Here is a 17814-nt window from a genome sequence, read left to right as displayed (position 1 = left end):
CATTGATCCGCCCTACCACCTCAACGGTTCGGCCTTCAAAGAAAACTGCAATTGTTATACCCTCACCAATGCGGTCAATAACCAGTCCGGTTCTGTGTGGAACATGAATACAATTAGTCTTTCCAACTCCTTCGAATTCAAGTTTGAAGTAAACCTGGGTTGCAAAGACAGTGATGGAGCAGATGGGATGGTTTTTATGTTACAGCCCATATCCACCAATATCGGTACCCAGGGTGGGGGTATCGGATATGACGGCGTACGCCCTTCCATTGCCATTGAAATTGATACCTGGCAAAACAGTGAAAACAACGATCCGCCATTCGACCATATCAGCATACAACGCAACGGCATCATTCAACATGGTGGTGCTGATAACCTGGCCGGACCAGTTTCCGCTATCCTAAATAAGGACAATATTGAAGACTGTCAATGGCATGCATTTACCATACAATGGGATGCAGCCAATAAAGTCCTTTCGGCTTATATGGATAATGAACTGCGGGTTACTGCCAATGTTGATCTGGTGGCAGAGGTTTTTGGCGGCAATCCTTCTGTCTTTTGGGGATTTACTTCCGCCACCGGCGGATCTAACAATCACCAACGGTTTTGCACAAGGCTCAAAGCGGGCTTTGAATTGCTTCCTGCACCCGAAACCTGTGCGCCACAGGAAATTCAGTTGGCAGATCTTTCTACTTCCTTCGGCTATATTGTAGCCTGGTACTGGAACTATGGAGATGGCACTACCTATAGTCAAAAAGACCCGCCTTCACATACCTATTCCCAACCCGGAAATTATACGATTTCCGCAGCCATTCTTGGAAATGACGGTTGCTGGTCTGATACCTTCCGCCAGGTAATAACCATCGGATCAATTCCCGAACCTGATTTCCTGATACCCGACACCATTTGCGGGGCTACGGTTATTCAACCCATTGATCGGTCTGCCGTAGAATTTGGCACTATTACCGAATGGAACTGGCTGATCAACGGGCAGGTCTTAACCGGACAATCGCCGCCGGAACTATCCATAAATAGCCCGGCCCAGGTACCCATCCGATTAAGCGTGAAAACAAAGGAAGGCTGTGAATCCCCACCAATAGAAAAAATAATTCATCTACTGGATAAACCAGTAATCAGCCTGTCTACACCCATTAGCGCTACCTGTGTGGGAGATGAGGCCGAACTGGAAGCATTTTCAAACCTGGCCAGCAACCCCGTGGTAGAATGGGCCTGGTCCAGCCAGCTGGGAAATGCAGGAACAGATCGTTTCCGGCTTTTTAGCAAGAATCCGGGAGACTATCCGATCCGCCTGAGTGGGCGGGGCGCAAACGGGTGCTGGAGTGATCCCCTTCAGCATATTGCCAGCTTTTTTCAAACCAAGGCCTATGCCGGCAGAGATACCATTGCAGCCATTAACCAACCCCTTCAATTAAATGGGTCCGGAGGGCAATATTATAGCTGGTCGCCAGGAGGATTATTTTCGGACCCGGCACTCCCAAATCCGGTGGTAAGCCTTGACCGGCCCACAACACTGGTACTTACTACCTATACAGATATTGGTTGCGCAACGGTCGACTCACTCTATGTGCGGGTATTTAAAGGACCGGATTTGTATATTCCGAATGCATTTACGCCCAATGGAGACGGAAAAAATGACCGGTTTACCTTCCTTGCCATTGGAATGCGGAAACTTGATTATTTCCGAATTTATAACCGCCTGGGGCAATTAATTCATGATGGATTAAATACCGATGGCTGGGATGGTACCCTACATGGTATTTCCCAACCATCAGGCACCTATGTATGGATGATCAGCGGAGAGGACTATAACGGTAATGTGTACCGTAAAAAAGGCAGTTTCCAGCTGATCCGCTAAAAGGATCTTTGTTTGAAACTGAGAGGGATTCCGTATTTTTAAACGACATTATAACACTTATTCGTTAACGATATGCAAGCAATTAATATGAAAAAGCAATCCTTCTTGCTGTCCCTGGCTATTATCGGCAGCCTCAGTGCATGTGTGGCCCAGGGCGACCCCAAACTAAGCGAACAATGGAAACCTGTTCCGCCAGTGATCAACCCGGGGTCCTCCGCACAGGCGCCTTCTGATGCCATCGTTCTTTTTGATGGAAAAAATCTTTCAGAATGGGTAAGTGCCAAAGATGGCAGTTCTCCGGCCGGCTGGTTGGTTGAAAACGGTATCCTCACCGTAAAAGCAGGAACCGGCGATATCAAAACAAAACAACAATTTGAAGATTTTCAACTCCATGTAGAATGGAGAACACCTGCTAAAGTGGAGGGAGACGGACAGGGCCGGGGGAACAGTGGTATATTCCTTATGGAACAATACGAACTACAGGTTCTTGATAGTTATGGCAGTACAACCTATTCTAATGGACAGGCAGGAAGCATCTATAAACAAACCATGCCATTAGTGAATGCCTGCAAGGGTCCGGGAGAGTGGCAGACCTATGATGTAATTTTTACCGCGCCTCGTTTTCACGACAATGGAATGCTCAAATCACCCGCAAAAATTACCGTTTTGCATAATAATATACTGGTGCAAAACAACACAACCATTGCCGGCGCCACGGAGTATATAGGCCTGGCGACTTACAAAAAACATGGTCCTCTCGGAATCAAACTTCAGGACCATGGCAATCCCGTAAGTTTCCGGAATATCTGGTTACGTAAACTCTGATCATACAAAGCGGAGCGGTTCGAAGGTATTTCCCAGAATCGGCTCCGCTTTCACATTCAACCAGTTCTGAAGAACGGTAGCATAGACCCGCCGGAAATCAACCTTATACTGAAGATCTCCCATGCGTAGCGCCCTTAGATCATCCAGCTCATTCAATAGCCCTTTTTGTTTCAATCCGCCAGATATAAAAAACATATTATTAGCCGTTCCATGGTCTGTTCCCTTGCCTGAATTCTGCGCTACCCTTCTTCCAAATTCAGAAAAACTCATTACCAATACATCTTCAAAGCGCTTATTTTTTTTCAAATCGCCTACAAAAGCCTGAAGGGCTTCATTAATTTGACGAAACAATTTAGTCTGCTGTACATCCTGCCCCACATGCGTATCAAAACTTCCAATAGACACATAGTAGACTTTAGTGTTGATATCGGAAAGAATCAGAGAAGCAACTGTTTTCAAATTCCTTCCCAATTCGGTCGATGGATAGGTGCCGGTAGCAACCTGTAAGCTATTTTCGTAGATATAGGATGCGCTCTTTTTGGTATCAGCCAGGGTTTTATAAAGATAAGACGCTGTTTGATCGGCATGCTCCGATGCATGTGCCCGTATAATATCTTCCATATAAGGAGATCGGCTGGCCTGGTAGAGCTTACGAGGGTCACGGAATGCAAATCCATTCCTTTTTTTGCCCTTCAATGCAATACTTAACATTTCATCGATCTCCACGGCCTGTGTATAATGAGAACAGTTTTTACATTCCTCATCAAGCAACCTGCCTAACCATCCGGTTTGTAAATATTCATCGGCATTGCTGGCGGTATGCCAGATATCCATACTCCGGAAATGAGACCGATCCGGTTCGGGATAACCAACACTATTCAGAATACTCAACTGCCCCTCTTTATATAATTCACCCAAAAAAGGAAGCGCCGGATGTAAGCCTGCCTCTTCATTCAACTGAATCGCTTTATCACGCGCTATACCGATAGATGGCCTTGCTTTGTAGTATATGTCATTGCGGTATGGTATAACGGTATTGAGCCCGTCGTTGCCTCCACTTAATTGCAATACCACCAATACTTTATTGCCGGCAGGAACTTTTTCATTTACTCCAAATGCCTGTAAAAACCTGGGTACAAGTAAAGAAGCCGTAGCCAGGCTGCTTCCTTTAATAAAAGATCTTCTTTTAATAAGCATGGTATACAGAATCAGGTTAACAATATTGATATTCCGGGCATTGCATAAGCAATAGGCTCCTGCTTGAAAGAAAAGCCTCCCGGCTATCATTCTTGCTATATTTTTCCAGGATAGTTTCGCTTGGACCAGTGCTTGTCTGAAGCAGAAACCTGTTTAAAAGCGCCGGCAATTCTTTACTGCCGGCATCCTTGAAAACATTAAAATAGGCGGCCCACTGAATAGTTGCTCTCATTCCTCGTACAGGCTGATCTTTTTTTCCCATTTGAATATCATCATCCGGCTTTGACGAAACATCGATAGAGGTTCCGGCACTTAACACCAGGGGCAATCTTAATCGAAACATCAGTGAGCTGCTATCTATCCAGGCATTTCCTGAAGGCCAGCCCGCTACGTTGGGAGGTTGAAACAATACCTGCCCCAGTACTCGTTGAAATCCAAAGGCGGCATCCGGATCTGAAAACTGCATCGGCAATTGGCGATTGATGCCAACCCATAATTCAATGGGCGATTTTATCCGGCTGCCAATATGTTCCGGACGAAAAAACCATTCAGACGAAAAAATCGAATACATCAATTTTCCGATATCGTATCCCGACGTATAAAACGTATCAGTAAGCTGGTTCACCCGCTTATCATCCGTAATTTCGTTAACAAAATAGCGATAAATTTTTTCGACAATAAAGCGGGCAGTATTTTTTTCCTTTAATAAGAGTTGCAGAATATCGTCTCCGCTAAAATTACCTGTATGCCCTAAAAATTTCTTACTACCGGCATCGTGTTGTTCAGCTTTGAAAATAAACCTGCCTTCATAATCCGTAGTCCAACCTGTAAACGCACGGGCAGCTTCTTTTACATCGTCTTCCGTATAATTACCTTTACCAATACTAAAGAGTTCCATTACCTCCCTGGCAAAATTCTCATTCGGTTTCCCTTTTTTATTCAGATTTGAGTTCAGGTAGTTAATCATAGCGGCAGATTTACTTACTGCTACTAATAGATCAGAAAATTTACCCAATGCGTTTGTACGAAGAATATGCAGGTATTGCTGCAGGTGCAGGGCATTCCCTGTCCTGCAGGCAAAATGGTCGTGCCAGAAAAATGCCATTTTTTCCCGAAGCTGCGCATCACTGTTGATCATCTCCGCCAGCCAAAGCCGGTTCAGCTTCTTTATTGCTTCAAAATGGACTTGTTTTCGGTCCTTTCGTTCCTGTTCCGTAACCTGCCTCTTTTTTGGGAAAACATCCTCCATAGAGCCTTCTTCGACCGGATTGGAAAGTGCCTCCAGAAATGAAGGGGTTCCAGCGGAAGCTTTAAAAAAACGCTGTTGAAATTCATTGAGGCCAGAATTTCTAAGCCGCTTTAAATCTGCTGCTCGGGGACCAAATCCTGCTCGCCAGGTAAGATGTTGAATTTTTGTTTGAGCGTCTGCCAATGCAAGTGTATTTATTGATTAGACTCTGCAAAAACCGATCCGTTTAATCAATGTATACCTGCCCTAAAAAAATTATTTAATAATAAAATCAAAACCCAACTGAAAGGTTTGGAATAAACTGAACCCTATTCCCCGGGTTTTATTAATGAGGTCGTTAGACTCATTTTCCGATCTTGAACTACTGAACTGTAGTCCTCCAAATTCTACATTCACCAGGAAACGCGAGCCTGCCTGGTAATAAAGTCCGGGAGTAATACCCGTAGAGAATCCTTTATTATGCATTTCTACGCGCTGCCCAACTACATTAAGGTATTGCTGTTTACCGGTAAATACACTTACACCCAGTTCAGGATACCAGCCAAAAGCACCTTTGATTGGAATAAGTTTCTTAGCAAATAGCCCCAGGTTCACCCCATTGTTTTTAAGGTTTTGCCCGTTTTCGTATTTAGTCTGATTAAAGTCAAAGCCGGCTTTCCCACTGAGCAAGAGGTTATTTGCTACTGCATAACTAATTCGGGGGGCGATGGAAAAATTGGAACTGGTATTACCCGAACCAGATCCGGACGAAACATTGTTCGAATTCATTCCCATTGTTCCGCCAACCAGTAAACTTCCTTTCGGAACCTGTGCATTGGCCACCGATACAATTGCAAAAAAACCAAGGCAAGTAATAATTTGTTTCATGTGCATAAACTTTTGTGCAAATTGGAACAAGCAGTTAACCTATACAAGTTCAGTTTTCCTTTTAACCTCGATTTATGTTAGAAAGTATGCAAATTTCAATTGCGGTGCAGCAAAAAAAATCCGTGGTTGTCTCCACGGATTTTTTGGTGTTCTATTCAAAAAATCATTGAATCATTGCTGCGCCAAAATAAGGCTGTACGGCTTCCGGCAGGCGGATGCCTTCTGCTGTTTGGTTGTTTTCCAATAAAGCTGCTACAATTCTCGGCAATGCCATAGAACTACCATTCAGTGAATGCACTAATTGTGTTTTACCTGCCCCGTCCTTGAAACGAATTTTCATACGGTTGGTTTGATAGGCTTCAAAATTAGAAACAGAACTCACTTCCAGCCATTTTTGCTGAGCCGCACTATACACTTCAAAATCATAGGTAAGCGCAGACGTGAATCCCATATCACCACCGCATAAACGGAGGATCCGGTAGGGTAATTCCAGGTTTTGCAAGAGTTTTTCAACATGCAGCACCATGTCTTCCAATACTTCATAACTTTTATCCGGATGTACCAACTGTACTACTTCCACTTTATCGAACTGGTGTAAGCGGTTCAATCCGCGGACATCTTTTCCATAACTTCCTGCCTCCCTACGAAAACAAGGTGTATAAGCCGTCATTTTCACCGGCAGTTCGTTTCCGTTCAGGATTTCATCCCGATAAATATTGGTTACCGGTACTTCAGCCGTGGGAATCAGGTAAAAGTTATCTGCTACGGCATGATACATTTGCCCTTCTTTATCCGGCAATTGACCGGTACCATAGGCCGATGCTTCATTTACCATATGCGGTGGTAAATATTCTGTGTAACCAGCCGCTGTATTGTAATCCAGGAAATAGCTGATCAGTGCGCGCTGTAATTTGGCGCCTTTGTTTTTATATACCGGGAAACCGCTTCCGGTTATTTTATTCCCAAGTTCAAAATCAATCAGCCCATATTCTGCTACCAGGTCCCAATGTGGTTTGGCGCCCGGGTATAACACAGGAATTACCCCACCTTCACGCACCACTACATTTTCTTCAGGCGACCGACCGAGAGGAACCGAAGCAGCCGGCAGGTTGGGCAACTGTACCAAAATTGAATGCACTGCTGTTTCCAGTTCAGTCAGGGCCGAAGTGTCTTCCATCTTCAGTTTAATAGCGGCCACTTCAGCCTTAAAGGCTTCTGCTTCTTCTTTTTTGCCCGACTTCATCAGTTGACCGATCTCTTTTGATGCCGCATTTACCTTGCTTTGCAGTTCATCGCGTTCAAACTGGAGTTTTCTTCTTTTCTCATCAAGTTCAATCAGCTCATCGATCAGGTTTAACCGGGTAAAATGCTTTACCGCCAGTCGCTCCTTTACAAAATCAGCCTGTTGCCTGATAAAATTCACCTGTAACATCTATTTTGAATTTGACGCAAATATAAGCCGGTGAGGCGGTTATCTTTGCAGCATGAATGTACAAGACGATTTGCAGGTACGCTGGTGGAACCTGGAAGCAAAGCTGGTAGAGCGTTTCGGCAAGAAGCCCGATATGGAAACGATATTATTTTTGATAGGAATACAGGAACTCGGCACTATACAGGAAAAATTCAGTAAAGAACAAAAGCAGGATCTCATGCATGTGGCCGTTTGCGCCCTGTTGGCTCAAAGCGGCTTTTATGAGCAGGAAGGGCTTGATGGTGATGGCTGGCCGCATTTCAGGCAGTTAAAAGACCTGCCTATCCTTCCTCCGCATGAGCAGGAATTATTTCTGAAAGATCATGTTTTACTGTATTTTGATAAACATGGATTATAAACCGCAAAAAAATGGCGTTAAAAAATGGGCGGCATTTTTTTTACTTCCGGCATTCTTACTGATACAATTAACCGGTTGCAGTCCTAAAGCGGGGAAAGCACTTCCGGCACGCTTTAAAAACAGGGACGTAGAACTGGTAACCAGTAAGGGCACCCTGGTGCTTCGGTTATTTGATGAAACGCCCTTGCACCGCGATAATTTCCTGCAGTTGGTGCGCGCTCGTTATTACGACGAACAGGTTTTTCACCGGGTTATCCAGCAATTTATGATACAGGCCGGGGATCCGGCATCGAAAAATGCAGCAGATACCACCCGATTGGGAAACGGTGGCCCCGGCTACACCATTCCCGCTGAAATCCGTCCAGCTTATTTTCATCAGAAAGGCGCCTTGGCAGCTGCCCGTACCGGCGACCAGGTAAATCCGGCAAGAGCCAGCAGCGGCAGCCAGTTTTACATTGTACAGGGACGTATTTTTACGGATGCCGGACTGGATTCTGTCGAAATCTACCGGCTTAATGGCAGAAAAATAAGTCCGGCTCAAAGGGAGGTTTATAAAACAATCGGAGGAGCCCCTCATCTTGATCAGGCTTATACCATTTTTGGGGAAGTGAGGGCTGGATTAGCCGTCGTAGATTCGATTGCTGCCGTTAATACATCCGGTAAAAATGGAGGCGATCGCCCCCTTCAACCGGTTAAAATCATTAAAGCCCGCCTGGTACGGAGGAATTAACCGCAAACTTGTTCTGTCAAACTTCCAAATTCCACAAAATCATCCTTTATTTGCAAGACAAAATTTCAACGCATGAATATCCCCGCAGAATTACGCTTTACCAAAGACCACGAATGGGTAAGACTGGAAGGTTCTATTGCAACCATCGGAATTACAGATTTTGCTCAGGGAGAATTGGGCGATATCGTATATGTGGAAATTGAAACAGTGGGCAAAACCCTGGAAGCAGAAGCAGTGTTTGGCACAGTGGAAGCAGTAAAAACCGTTTCTGACCTGTTTCTGCCGGTTGCGGGTACTATCAATGAAGTAAATCCTGCACTTTCGGCCAACCCTGAACTGGTAAACTCGGATCCTTATGGAGAGGGCTGGATGATTAAAATGACGGTAGCTAACCCGGCTGATGTAGCAGCATTATTGGATGCGGAAGGATACCAGACCCTGATCGGATAATCCCCCCATTGACAACTGCCATCACATACCAGGAACCTGAATTGGTTGCCCGATTAAGGCAAAAAGAGGAAACGGCTTTTCGTTACCTCTATGACCACTATGCAGCTGCCTTAAACGGTGTAATCTTACAGATTATCCCCGATCAGGCCCTGGCATCGGATATATTACAGGAAGTATTTTTAAATATCTGGCGCCGTATTGAAACCTACGATTCCTCCAAGGGACGGCTTTTTACCTGGATGCTGAATATTGCCCGGAATGCGGCTATTGATATGACGCGTTCCAAAGCCTATCAGAACAGCCAGAAAAACCGGGAACTGGATTCCAACGTAGATACAAATGCGGATAACAGTACCATAAGCCAGATCGATCATATTGGTTTATCGAAAGTAATCGGCCAGTTAAAAGAAGAACACCGGGTGCTGATTGACCTGGCTTATTTAAAAGGTTATACGCATGATGAAATAGCAACGCTGCTACAGATACCCCTGGGTACAGTGAAAACCAGAATCCGTGCCGCATTGCTGCAACTTAGAAAAATTGTAACGTGAACGTGCAGGAATACATAGAAAGTGGCAGCATAGAAAGCTGTGTGCTGGGACTGGCGGATGCTGGCGAACAGCAGGAACTGGAGCGCATGTGCGCAACCTATCCTGAGGTGCTGGCTGCCCGCGAGGCCTTTGAAGCCAGCCTTGAAGCCAGTGCTATGGCCGGGGCTGTAACACCTCCCCCTGCTTTACGAGAATCAATTTTTTCTGCCCTGAAGAACGAGCCAGGTACTACTACTGCCCCTGCGCCGGTTATTACCCTGGAAAAAAACCCTTCCTCCGGATGGAAAAAATACCTGGCGGCGGCTTCCCTGATTTTACTGGCCGGAAGTGCAGCCCTAAATATATACCTGTATAACCGGTACCAGCGTTCCGCGCTGCTCTACAAGGATCTATTGGCGCAGCAGCAACAACTTGCTGAAAACAGCAACAGCATTCAAACCCGCTTAAACCAGCTGGAAACTGACCTGGGAAGGATTCGCAACCCGAATGTGCAACCCATCAAAATGACGGCTGTTAATAACAGCAATAGCCTTACCACCGTTTACTGGAACCCAGCTTCGGCAGAAGTTTACCTACTGGTAAACCAATTACCGAAACCTGCCGCCGGCAAACAATATCAGCTCTGGGCAATCGTTGATGGTAAACCAGTGGATGCAGGTATGATTGATCTTGAGCCAAAAGAGGGACTTGTGAAAATGAAGAATATCCCCAAAGCAGAAGCTTTTGCCATCACCCTGGAACAAGCAGGAGGCAGTCCCAGCCCGACCCTCACTGCCATGTATGTGCTGGGAAAAGTATAACTTATAGCAATGTTGCATTCGTTTTTTGAGAAAAGAAATTTTCCGTTAATCTGGTTGGTTCTGGTCCATTTTCTTCTCTTATTACCTGGAACAAGTTTTTCAGAAAAAAAAATTGAACTCATTCCTCACGCAGATAAAGCGGTGCATTTTACCCTGTATTTTGTAATGGTTGCCAGTTGGATACTCTTCTTCAATCTCAAAGATGATCTAACCATCCATCAGAAAAAAACATGGAATTTTATTGTGGTATTGCTGGCCATTGGAGATGGTATTATCATTGAATTTATTCAGGCATCACCGCTGATTCACCGTGATTTTGACTGGTATGATGCGCTGGCCGATTCAATTGGCGCAATTGGAGGGTTGGCAGGCGGACTATGGCTCAACAAAAAAATAAAACGTACCGATGCCACCGATGTACCGGAACTGAGATCGCCCGTTTCCAGATAAAAAAAGGCCCCTGTGGAAACAGGGGCCGTAACCAAAACTAACTGCTTATGAGAAAATTGACTGCTTAAGTGAGAGTCAAAAATTTAAATCTGCTTACTTAATAATAGAACGATTAAAACATCCAAATAGTGTGCTCCGAATCGTTAAAGAACTTTGAAATTTACCTTTACCCCTATTCAATCATCTCTCTTTCGTTGATACCACAAAGTAACGACAGTATCTCCGCTCTTTTATCAGTGCCAGTTTGATTTTTAAAATAATTAACACGGAGCCCGCACCACGACTGGTTTCGTAGGATTATGCAAACGTTTGAATACCCTAAACCGGGTATATGAATTTCCTAAAACCAAGATTTAGGTGTAAAAAATACAGTTAAACCGTATCCACCTGCTTACCTACTGAATTTACCACAAATCGGTTGAAATAGCAAAAATAATTTACTGTTGCTGGGTCATTTTTTCTGCGTTCTCAGCAAATTGTAAACGATCGATGAACTCTTGTATATCGCCGTTTAAAACGGCGTCCAGGTTGTAGGAGGTAAAATTGATCCGATGGTCGGTTACCCGCCCCTGCGGAAAATTATAAGTGCGGATTTTTGCACTCCTGTCGCCACTGCTAACCAGGCTTTTTCTATGCCTTGAGATCTCTTCCTCCTGTTTACGTACCTGCTCTTCATATAATTTGGTACGAAGCATTTGCATGGCTTTTTCACGGTTTGCGAGCTGGGTTCTTTCTGTTTGGCAGATCACCACGGTACCAGTGGGAAGATGGGTTAACATTACCTTGGTTTCCACTTTGTTAACGTTCTGTCCACCAGCTCCGCCACTTCGCGAAGTTTCCATCTTTACATCCGCATCCCTGATTTCCACATCCACTTCTTCTGCTTCCGGCATAACAGCCACGGTGGCAGCACTTGTATGTACCCGGCCGCTTGCCTCGGTAGCGGGTACCCGTTGAACACGGTGTACACCCGATTCGAATTTCAGGATGCCATATACATCTTCTCCAATAACTTCCACGTTCACCTCCTTATAACCTCCTACAGTACCCTCGCTTTCGCTTAAAATAGACGTTTTCCAGCCCTTGCTGTTACAATAGCGCAGGTACATATTCAGCAGGGAACCGGCAAATAGAGAAGCTTCATCGCCCCCCGTACCTGCCCTTATTTCCAGAATAGCATTTTTATCGTCCTGTGGATCTTTTGGAATCAGCATCTGGCGTATTAAAGCCTGCAGGGTTTCCTCTTTTTGCTCCAGCAACGGAAGCTCTTCCTTGGCCAGTTCCCGCAATTCTTCATCATCTCCGTTCAGGGCCTCCCGATAGGTTTCCAGATCAGCCAACACCCCGCGGTAGAGGTCGTATTGCTGTACGATCTTTTCCAAACTCCGGTATTCCTTACTGAGTGCACTGAACTTTTTATTATCCCCTACAATTTCCGGGTTGGTTAAGGCAACACCTAAATCCATAAATCTTGCCTTGATCGCTTCCAGCTTGTCTAACATAGTGCTTACTTTTATGCCTATTTCAGCCCGGAATCAAATCTGGCTGAAAAAGGTTGGCAAAATTAACAGAAATCAAGGGATGAGTTACCGAAAGTTCAAAGCGGCAAAGATTTTTACCGGAAATTCCTGGGCCCGGCCCGGTTCAGTGCTGATAACCAGCAAAGACGGCAAGGTGGAAGGCATTGTTTCCCCTTCGGAAGCTGGAGAGGATATCCTGGAGCTGGCGGGTATTCTTTGCCCGGGTTTTGTAAATGCCCATTGCCACCTTGAACTGAGTCATCTCAAAGGCCAGATTCCGCCATCCTCGGGCATGGTGCCCTTTCTGATGAATATCATGTCTCTGCGGCAGGCCGCTCCGGAGCTTATTGAGATGGCTATCAACAATGCCGATACAGAAATGGAAAAGAACGGAATTGTTGCCGTGGGAGATATTGCCAATACCACACATACTGTAGCGCTTAAGAAGAGAAGCCGCCTCCATTACCATACCTTCCTCGAATGCAGCGGATTTATTAGCGCTACTGCCCCTGAACGATTTGAGTCCGCAAAAAAAATGCTGCAACAATTCCGCGCATCCGGACCCGCCAGTATTGTACCCCATGCCCCTTATTCCGTTTCGCCAGAATTATTCCGGCTGATTACCCAAACTGCACCTGAAGAGCTGCTTAGCATGCATAACCAGGAATCGATTGCAGAACAGGATTTTTTCCGGCAAGGACATTCCGAATTGACTGAATTGTTCAGGGCCATAGGAGTTGATATCAGCTTTTTCAAACCCAGTGGCGTAAGCAGTTTGCAAACCGTTTTTCCCTATTTTAAACACTGCAGGAAAATTTTATTGGTGCATAACCTTACCATGTCACAGGACGACCTGGATTTTATAAAACAGGCGCCGCACCCGGAAGTATTTTTCTGCCTATGCCCTTCCGCTAATCAATACATTAACGAAAGAATGCCCCCGCTGCATTTATTGCAGGAAAACAAAGAAAAGATCGTACTTGGAACAGACAGCCTGGCTTCTAACTATCAGCTATCTATAATCGAAGAAATGAAATTACTGGCTGCTGAATTCCCCTCACTTTCTATAGATGAATTATTACAATGGGCTACGCTTAACGGAGCAAAGGCACTTGATATGGAAGGCACATTGGGTAGTTTTGAAAAAGGGAAACAACCCGGTATACTTCATTTAGAAAACTGGCAGGTTGAACGGCTGCTTTAACTCAATACTTCCTGCAATACGGGCATGGAGCGTAACTGGCCGAAATCAGTAATATGGAGGGAATAGTACAGCTCCATTTGCAGTAACAAAAATCTCCGGGTGCTGACCGGTAAATGAATTTGTTCCAGTTCTCCCGGTTGCATTACACGAAGCAACTGCGCTATCACCTCACTGTTAAAGCCCTCCAGGTAATTGGTGTGTAATGGTTGTTCATCGGTGAACAGGCCCTCCTGTAAATCAAGAATTGTATGTTTATCGTCATAGGCATCCACCATTCTGAAGCCAAAAAAATTTGCAAGGTGCAGCGAGAAAAAAAGTGGGTAGTTCGCTACCACTTTAGGAGATGCCTGATCCAGGTGCAATAATGCATCTTCCATAAAATAAAATAAATCGGGATGGGGTTCCGGTTGTTTTAAACATTTCTGCAGCAGTTCTACCATATAAGTGGCTACGGAACCTTTAAATACATCAAAAAATAAGTGCTGGTATAAAGTAGCCCAACGATGCTCTTTGATCCGTTGCAGATTTTTTTGTTCCTGATGATAAACAACCAAATCAAGCAAGGCAACGGGTTGAAACAGGTTGGCTTTGGTACCTGCTTTCTTTGACGAACTTCGCACACCGTTTACAATATAGGATTGCATACCAAACAATTCAGTAAAAATGGACACAATTACACTTGTTTCTCCATATTTTACTGTCCTGAGTACAATTCCTTTGGTATGAAAATTCATGTTTATTGTTGAATAAATACAATTTTTGCTACAGCCTGTTCTTTTCTGCTATCATCACTGATCCACACTAGGTAAACGCCTGTTGCAACACGTTTTCCGTTGATATCGATACCATTCCAGATTGCTTGTCCACCTAAAGCCCTGCCCTGGTAAACCAAACGGCCATTCATATCCGTTATTTTAAAAACAGCGTTGGCAACCAAGCCGCGGATTGCAATAGGCCCTGTATAACCCGGGCTTACCGGATTAGGGTAAACAAGAACTGTTGCATTAGTAGTGCCGCCCTCCGTAGCAGCAGATTGATAGCCCATCAATCCTTTCGCAGTAGAGATTAGTACGGTTCCCTTTACCGGGTCAATAGCTATTTTCCTGATATCATTATCCGGCAAAGGGCTATTTAAGGAAGTGAAGCGAAGCAGTGTTTTATCTCCCCCGGCACTAATCAGCCACAGGCCGTTTTTTGTACCAATCCATTTCCTGTTGGCGCCATCCACTGCCATTGCCTGAACTGCTTCTCCTTTAAAAAGATAGCCTGCAAAATTATCATTTTGTACTACTGGCAATATTGCTTCGCATCCCTGCCCGGTAAATACTTGTTCCGGGCATTGAATAATACCAATTCCATCTGCAGTACCCACCCATATAAATCCGAATTTATCTTTCACCATACTAAGTACCCGGTTGGAAGGCAGGTTACCATTGCCGGGTGCTGCCTGGTAGTATTTCCATTGATCATCTCCGGTAGCGGTAATATTGGCGCCCTCATTCAGGCAAAATACCCCATTACCGGGCGAAAGAATCCATTTTTGATTCAGGTCATCAACAAGCAGATCTCCGACCCGCAGGTTGGGATAAAAGAAAGGTATTGCCATTGCCTGTTTTGTACCATCCGGCGAACGAACCACCAAACCATTGATGGCTTCATCATTACTAATCCAAAGCCGTTGTTCCCGGTCTATAGCCAGGCCGCCGACCTTGTAGTTTCCTGGTTCCCGCACCGATGGTTCCAGCAGGTTCTCCTTAAATACTTCCAGCCCGGATTCCTGTAACCAGCAAAGCCCTCCCTTGTTGGTACCTATCCATAACCCGCCGCCTGGGTTTTCTGCTAATGGCCCGATTTCTCCCAGGTCAGCAGGCCAATTCTGCTGGGTCGGGGCATATAGTTTCCAGTTAGCTTCCTTAAACTGGTTCAGTGTTGTTCCGGTCCCTAACCACCATCCCGTTTTTCCGGCCAGTAACCCACTGGTACCTACACCTGCAGGAGAATTGGGAATATGCTGGTAAACCCTGTTGCCATCTACTTGTAGCAGTCCGCTGATAGAATCCGCCACCCAAAATTGTTGCTGAAAATACAAGGCTTGCCGGGGCCATTGTATCAGGGAATTTTTTAGTTCACCAACCTGGCTGGCGGCTTCATTTAACAGCAGCACTCTTGCATCTGTACCCTGCTTTTGTGAAATCATCAATGCCGTGGCGGAGGTATCTACCTGGTGCCAGGCCCAGTTATCTTCGTACCAGGGAATAAATGCTGATCCGTCTTGTTTATACAACCGGTTAGCCTGTTGTACATAAATGGCCCCTTTCCAACTAAGAACCTGTTGATAGCTGCCTGCTGGTAAGCCGTTTTGTCCGCTTAGCTGCCGCCAGTTTCGAAAATCAGCCAGGTTAACACCTGTTCGGGCAGCCCGGTAAACACCTGATTCCCCTGCTGCATAATAGTATACCTGATCGGCAGTAACAGCTGAAATTTTAGTGTAGGCGCCACCATCAGCAACGAGGTAAATATCTCCAATTTCTGCTTTCTCCAGGTTAAGCACTGCAAGGCCAAAGCCGGTAGCAAGCAGGCAATCTTTATTGTTCAGCCAAATACTATTAATCGTTTTGTCGGTAGTAATTGAACTAAGGCGTAGGGTATTAACGGATCGGGTACGGCCCGATTGAAGGAGATCGAGCTGGCTGTTCCGGTATGCAACAATGGTAGCGGCAGGGCTGCTGTGAAAAGCCTGGATACCAGCTTCCGACAGGCCATTCAGTTTGGTGATTCGGTTGAATACTTCCTGTTGGGGATGGTATCGAAAAATGGCCTGGGGTACCGCGGTAATTAATTCATCGTTTCCATGGGTACCCAAACCAATAGCGGCGTGAAAAGAAATATGCTCCTGCCAGGTTCCGATGGGCTGGGAAAAACTGGTCAGTGAAAACAGGAGCAGGAAGAAGGATAAATAGCTGCCAGGACGCATAATCTTTCAAAGTTAACCGCTTCAGTCCTGCTTTTAACCGAATTATAGCGCTAAAATGGCTTTCTTTGCGGGCAGTAACAGCAAAACCTTGAGTTAATGTGGCAACAACTGGGCTCCTTTGTATTAAAAAACAGACTGGTTTTAATCATCGGATTGCTTCTCGCAACTGCTTTTATGGGGTATCATGCCAGTAAAGTGCAGATGAGTTATGAGTTTGCAAAAGCTATTCCAACAGATAATCCTAAATACCAGGCCTATATCTCCTTTAAAAAACAATTCGGGGAAGATGGTAATATGCTGGTAATCGGCCTACAAACCGATCGGTTGTTTGAACAGCCTGTTTTCGAAGCGTACCGGCAGCTTCAGAAATCGTTGAAAAAGGTTACTGGTGTTGAATCTATCCTGGGCATTCCGGGTGCTGTAAACCTGGTTAAGGACAGCGCTTCAGAGCAGTTAAAATCTGTACGGATTTTTCCGGATACTACTGCTTCTCAGGCCAGTATTGACAGCGCCTATGTCCTGTTCAGAAGTTTACCTTTCTACAGGGGGCTTTTGTACAATCCCGACACAAATAGCTGGCTCATGGCCCTGGGTATGAACAAAGGCCTGATGGCATCACCTGCCCGCACCCGGGTTATACAGGAGGTGGTAACACTTGTAGAGGCTTTCGGAAAACAACATCAGCTTACGATTCATTACAGCGGCCTGCCACTGATCCGGACCCAGATAGCCGACAGGATCGCAAAAGAGATGAAATGGCTGCTGATCGGATCGCTTCTTTTATCCGCGGTTATACTGCTGATCTTCTTCAGAAGTATCAGCGCCATGCTTATTTCTCTTGCGGTGGTTATTATGGGGGTAATCTGGAGTGTGGGCATCCAGGTATTGATCGGATATAAAATTACCCTGCTTACAGCGCTGATTCCTCCGTTGATTGTGGTAATCGGAATTCCAAACTGCATCTATTTTCTCAATAAATACCATGTATCCTGGAATGAAACCGGGGTTCAGAAAGAAGCTATTCGTACCATGGTGGGCAAAATGGGTATTGTAACCCTGTTCTGTAATATTGCTGCAGCTATTGGCTTTGCCGTATTTGCACTTACCAAAAGTGCCATTCTCAAAGAATTTGGGGTGGTAGCAGGAATCAGTATCATGGTCATTTTTGTGATCTCCTTTATTTTTATACCGGTTGTGCTAAGCTACCTGAAAGCGCCTAAAAGCCGCCATACCCGATACCTTGATAATAAATGGCTACAGGCCATCCTTGACCGGTTGGAACGCTGGTCGCT

General features: G+C 45.3%; 17 protein-coding genes. 10 read left to right on the top strand and 7 right to left on the bottom strand.

The annotated features are described in order from the left end of the window. Positions 1–1876 (top strand): PKD domain-containing protein (locus A1D16_RS16010; protein WP_290711316.1); only part of this gene is annotated, 1876 nt, incomplete at its 5' end. 87 nt (positions 1877–1963) lie between these two features. After that, a complete protein-coding gene (locus A1D16_RS16005; protein WP_290711314.1) occupies positions 1964–2701 on the top strand; it encodes a DUF1080 domain-containing protein in 738 nt (245 codons plus the stop codon). On the opposite strand, the gene A1D16_RS16000 is transcribed toward A1D16_RS16005, so the two are convergent. From A1D16_RS16000 to serS, 4 genes are all read right to left on the bottom strand, one after another. Beyond that, entirely contained in the window at positions 2702–3898 is a 1197-nt protein-coding gene (locus tag A1D16_RS16000) for a DUF1501 domain-containing protein (RefSeq protein ID WP_290711312.1), read from the bottom strand. It lies immediately after the preceding gene. A gap of 16 nt (positions 3899–3914) precedes the next feature. Further along, entirely contained in the window at positions 3915–5330 is a 1416-nt protein-coding gene (locus tag A1D16_RS15995; RefSeq protein WP_290711310.1) for a DUF1800 domain-containing protein, read from the bottom strand. 72 nt (positions 5331–5402) lie between these two features. Next, positions 5403–6014, bottom strand: a complete 612-nt coding sequence (locus A1D16_RS15990; protein WP_290711308.1) for an outer membrane beta-barrel protein — start codon at positions 6012–6014, stop codon at positions 5403–5405. A 163-nt stretch (positions 6015–6177) separates the two neighbouring features. Next, a complete protein-coding gene (serS, locus tag A1D16_RS15985; protein WP_290711306.1) occupies positions 6178–7446 on the bottom strand; it encodes a serine--tRNA ligase in 1269 nt (422 codons plus the stop codon). 52 nt (positions 7447–7498) lie between these two features. Between serS and A1D16_RS15980 the strand changes: the two genes are divergently transcribed. From A1D16_RS15980 to A1D16_RS15955, 6 genes are all read left to right on the top strand, one after another. Beyond that, complete coding sequence (locus A1D16_RS15980) at positions 7499–7843, top strand: hypothetical protein (protein ID WP_290711304.1); 345 nt, start codon at positions 7499–7501, stop codon at positions 7841–7843. After that, positions 7833–8573, top strand: a complete 741-nt coding sequence (locus A1D16_RS15975; protein ID WP_290711302.1) for a peptidylprolyl isomerase — start codon at positions 7833–7835, stop codon at positions 8571–8573. Before A1D16_RS15980 ends, A1D16_RS15975 begins: the two co-directional genes overlap by 11 nt. A gap of 72 nt (positions 8574–8645) precedes the next feature. Continuing rightward, complete coding sequence (gcvH, locus tag A1D16_RS15970; protein ID WP_290711300.1) at positions 8646–9023, top strand: glycine cleavage system protein GcvH; 378 nt, start codon at positions 8646–8648, stop codon at positions 9021–9023. Between the two features lie 8 nt (positions 9024–9031). Continuing rightward, positions 9032–9574, top strand: a complete 543-nt coding sequence (locus tag A1D16_RS15965) for a sigma-70 family RNA polymerase sigma factor (protein ID WP_290711298.1) — start codon at positions 9032–9034, stop codon at positions 9572–9574. After that, positions 9571–10374, top strand: coding sequence for an anti-sigma factor (locus tag A1D16_RS15960; protein WP_290711296.1), 804 nt, complete (start codon positions 9571–9573; stop codon positions 10372–10374). The genes A1D16_RS15965 and A1D16_RS15960 overlap by 4 nt, the downstream gene beginning before the upstream one ends. A gap of 9 nt (positions 10375–10383) precedes the next feature. Further along, on the top strand, positions 10384–10824 hold the full coding sequence (locus tag A1D16_RS15955; RefSeq protein ID WP_290711294.1) for a VanZ family protein: 441 nt from the start codon (positions 10384–10386) through the stop codon (positions 10822–10824). Between the two features lie 437 nt (positions 10825–11261). On the opposite strand, the gene prfA is transcribed toward A1D16_RS15955, so the two are convergent. Then, positions 11262–12326 carry a peptide chain release factor 1 gene (gene prfA / locus A1D16_RS15950; protein ID WP_290711293.1) on the bottom strand — a complete coding sequence of 355 codons (1065 nt, stop codon included), beginning with the start codon at positions 12324–12326 and terminating at the stop codon, positions 11262–11264. A 79-nt stretch (positions 12327–12405) separates the two neighbouring features. On the opposite strand from prfA, the gene A1D16_RS15945 reads away from it, so the two are divergent. Next, positions 12406–13548 carry an amidohydrolase family protein gene (locus tag A1D16_RS15945; protein WP_290711291.1) on the top strand — a complete coding sequence of 381 codons (1143 nt, stop codon included), beginning with the start codon at positions 12406–12408 and terminating at the stop codon, positions 13546–13548. Here the strand turns inward: A1D16_RS15945 and recO are convergent. Together recO and A1D16_RS15935 are read right to left on the bottom strand one after the other, a co-directional pair. Further along, entirely contained in the window at positions 13545–14282 is a 738-nt protein-coding gene (gene recO, locus A1D16_RS15940) for a DNA repair protein RecO (protein WP_290711289.1), read from the bottom strand. The two genes, A1D16_RS15945 and recO, sit on opposite strands and share 4 nt — an antisense overlap. Positions 14283–14284: 2 nt before the next feature. Beyond that, positions 14285–16522 carry a two-component regulator propeller domain-containing protein gene (locus A1D16_RS15935; RefSeq protein ID WP_290711287.1) on the bottom strand — a complete coding sequence of 746 codons (2238 nt, stop codon included), beginning with the start codon at positions 16520–16522 and terminating at the stop codon, positions 14285–14287. A gap of 96 nt (positions 16523–16618) precedes the next feature. Between A1D16_RS15935 and A1D16_RS15930 the strand changes: the two genes are divergently transcribed. After that, positions 16619–17814 (top strand): MMPL family transporter (locus A1D16_RS15930; RefSeq protein ID WP_290711285.1); only part of this gene is annotated, 1196 nt, incomplete at its 3' end.

It is taken from the genome of Flavihumibacter sp. CACIAM 22H1 (genome assembly GCF_001601815.1).
Taxonomy (GTDB): Bacteria; Bacteroidota; Bacteroidia; order Chitinophagales; family Chitinophagaceae; genus Flavihumibacter.
This window is presented reverse-complemented; position numbering and strand designations above follow the sequence as displayed.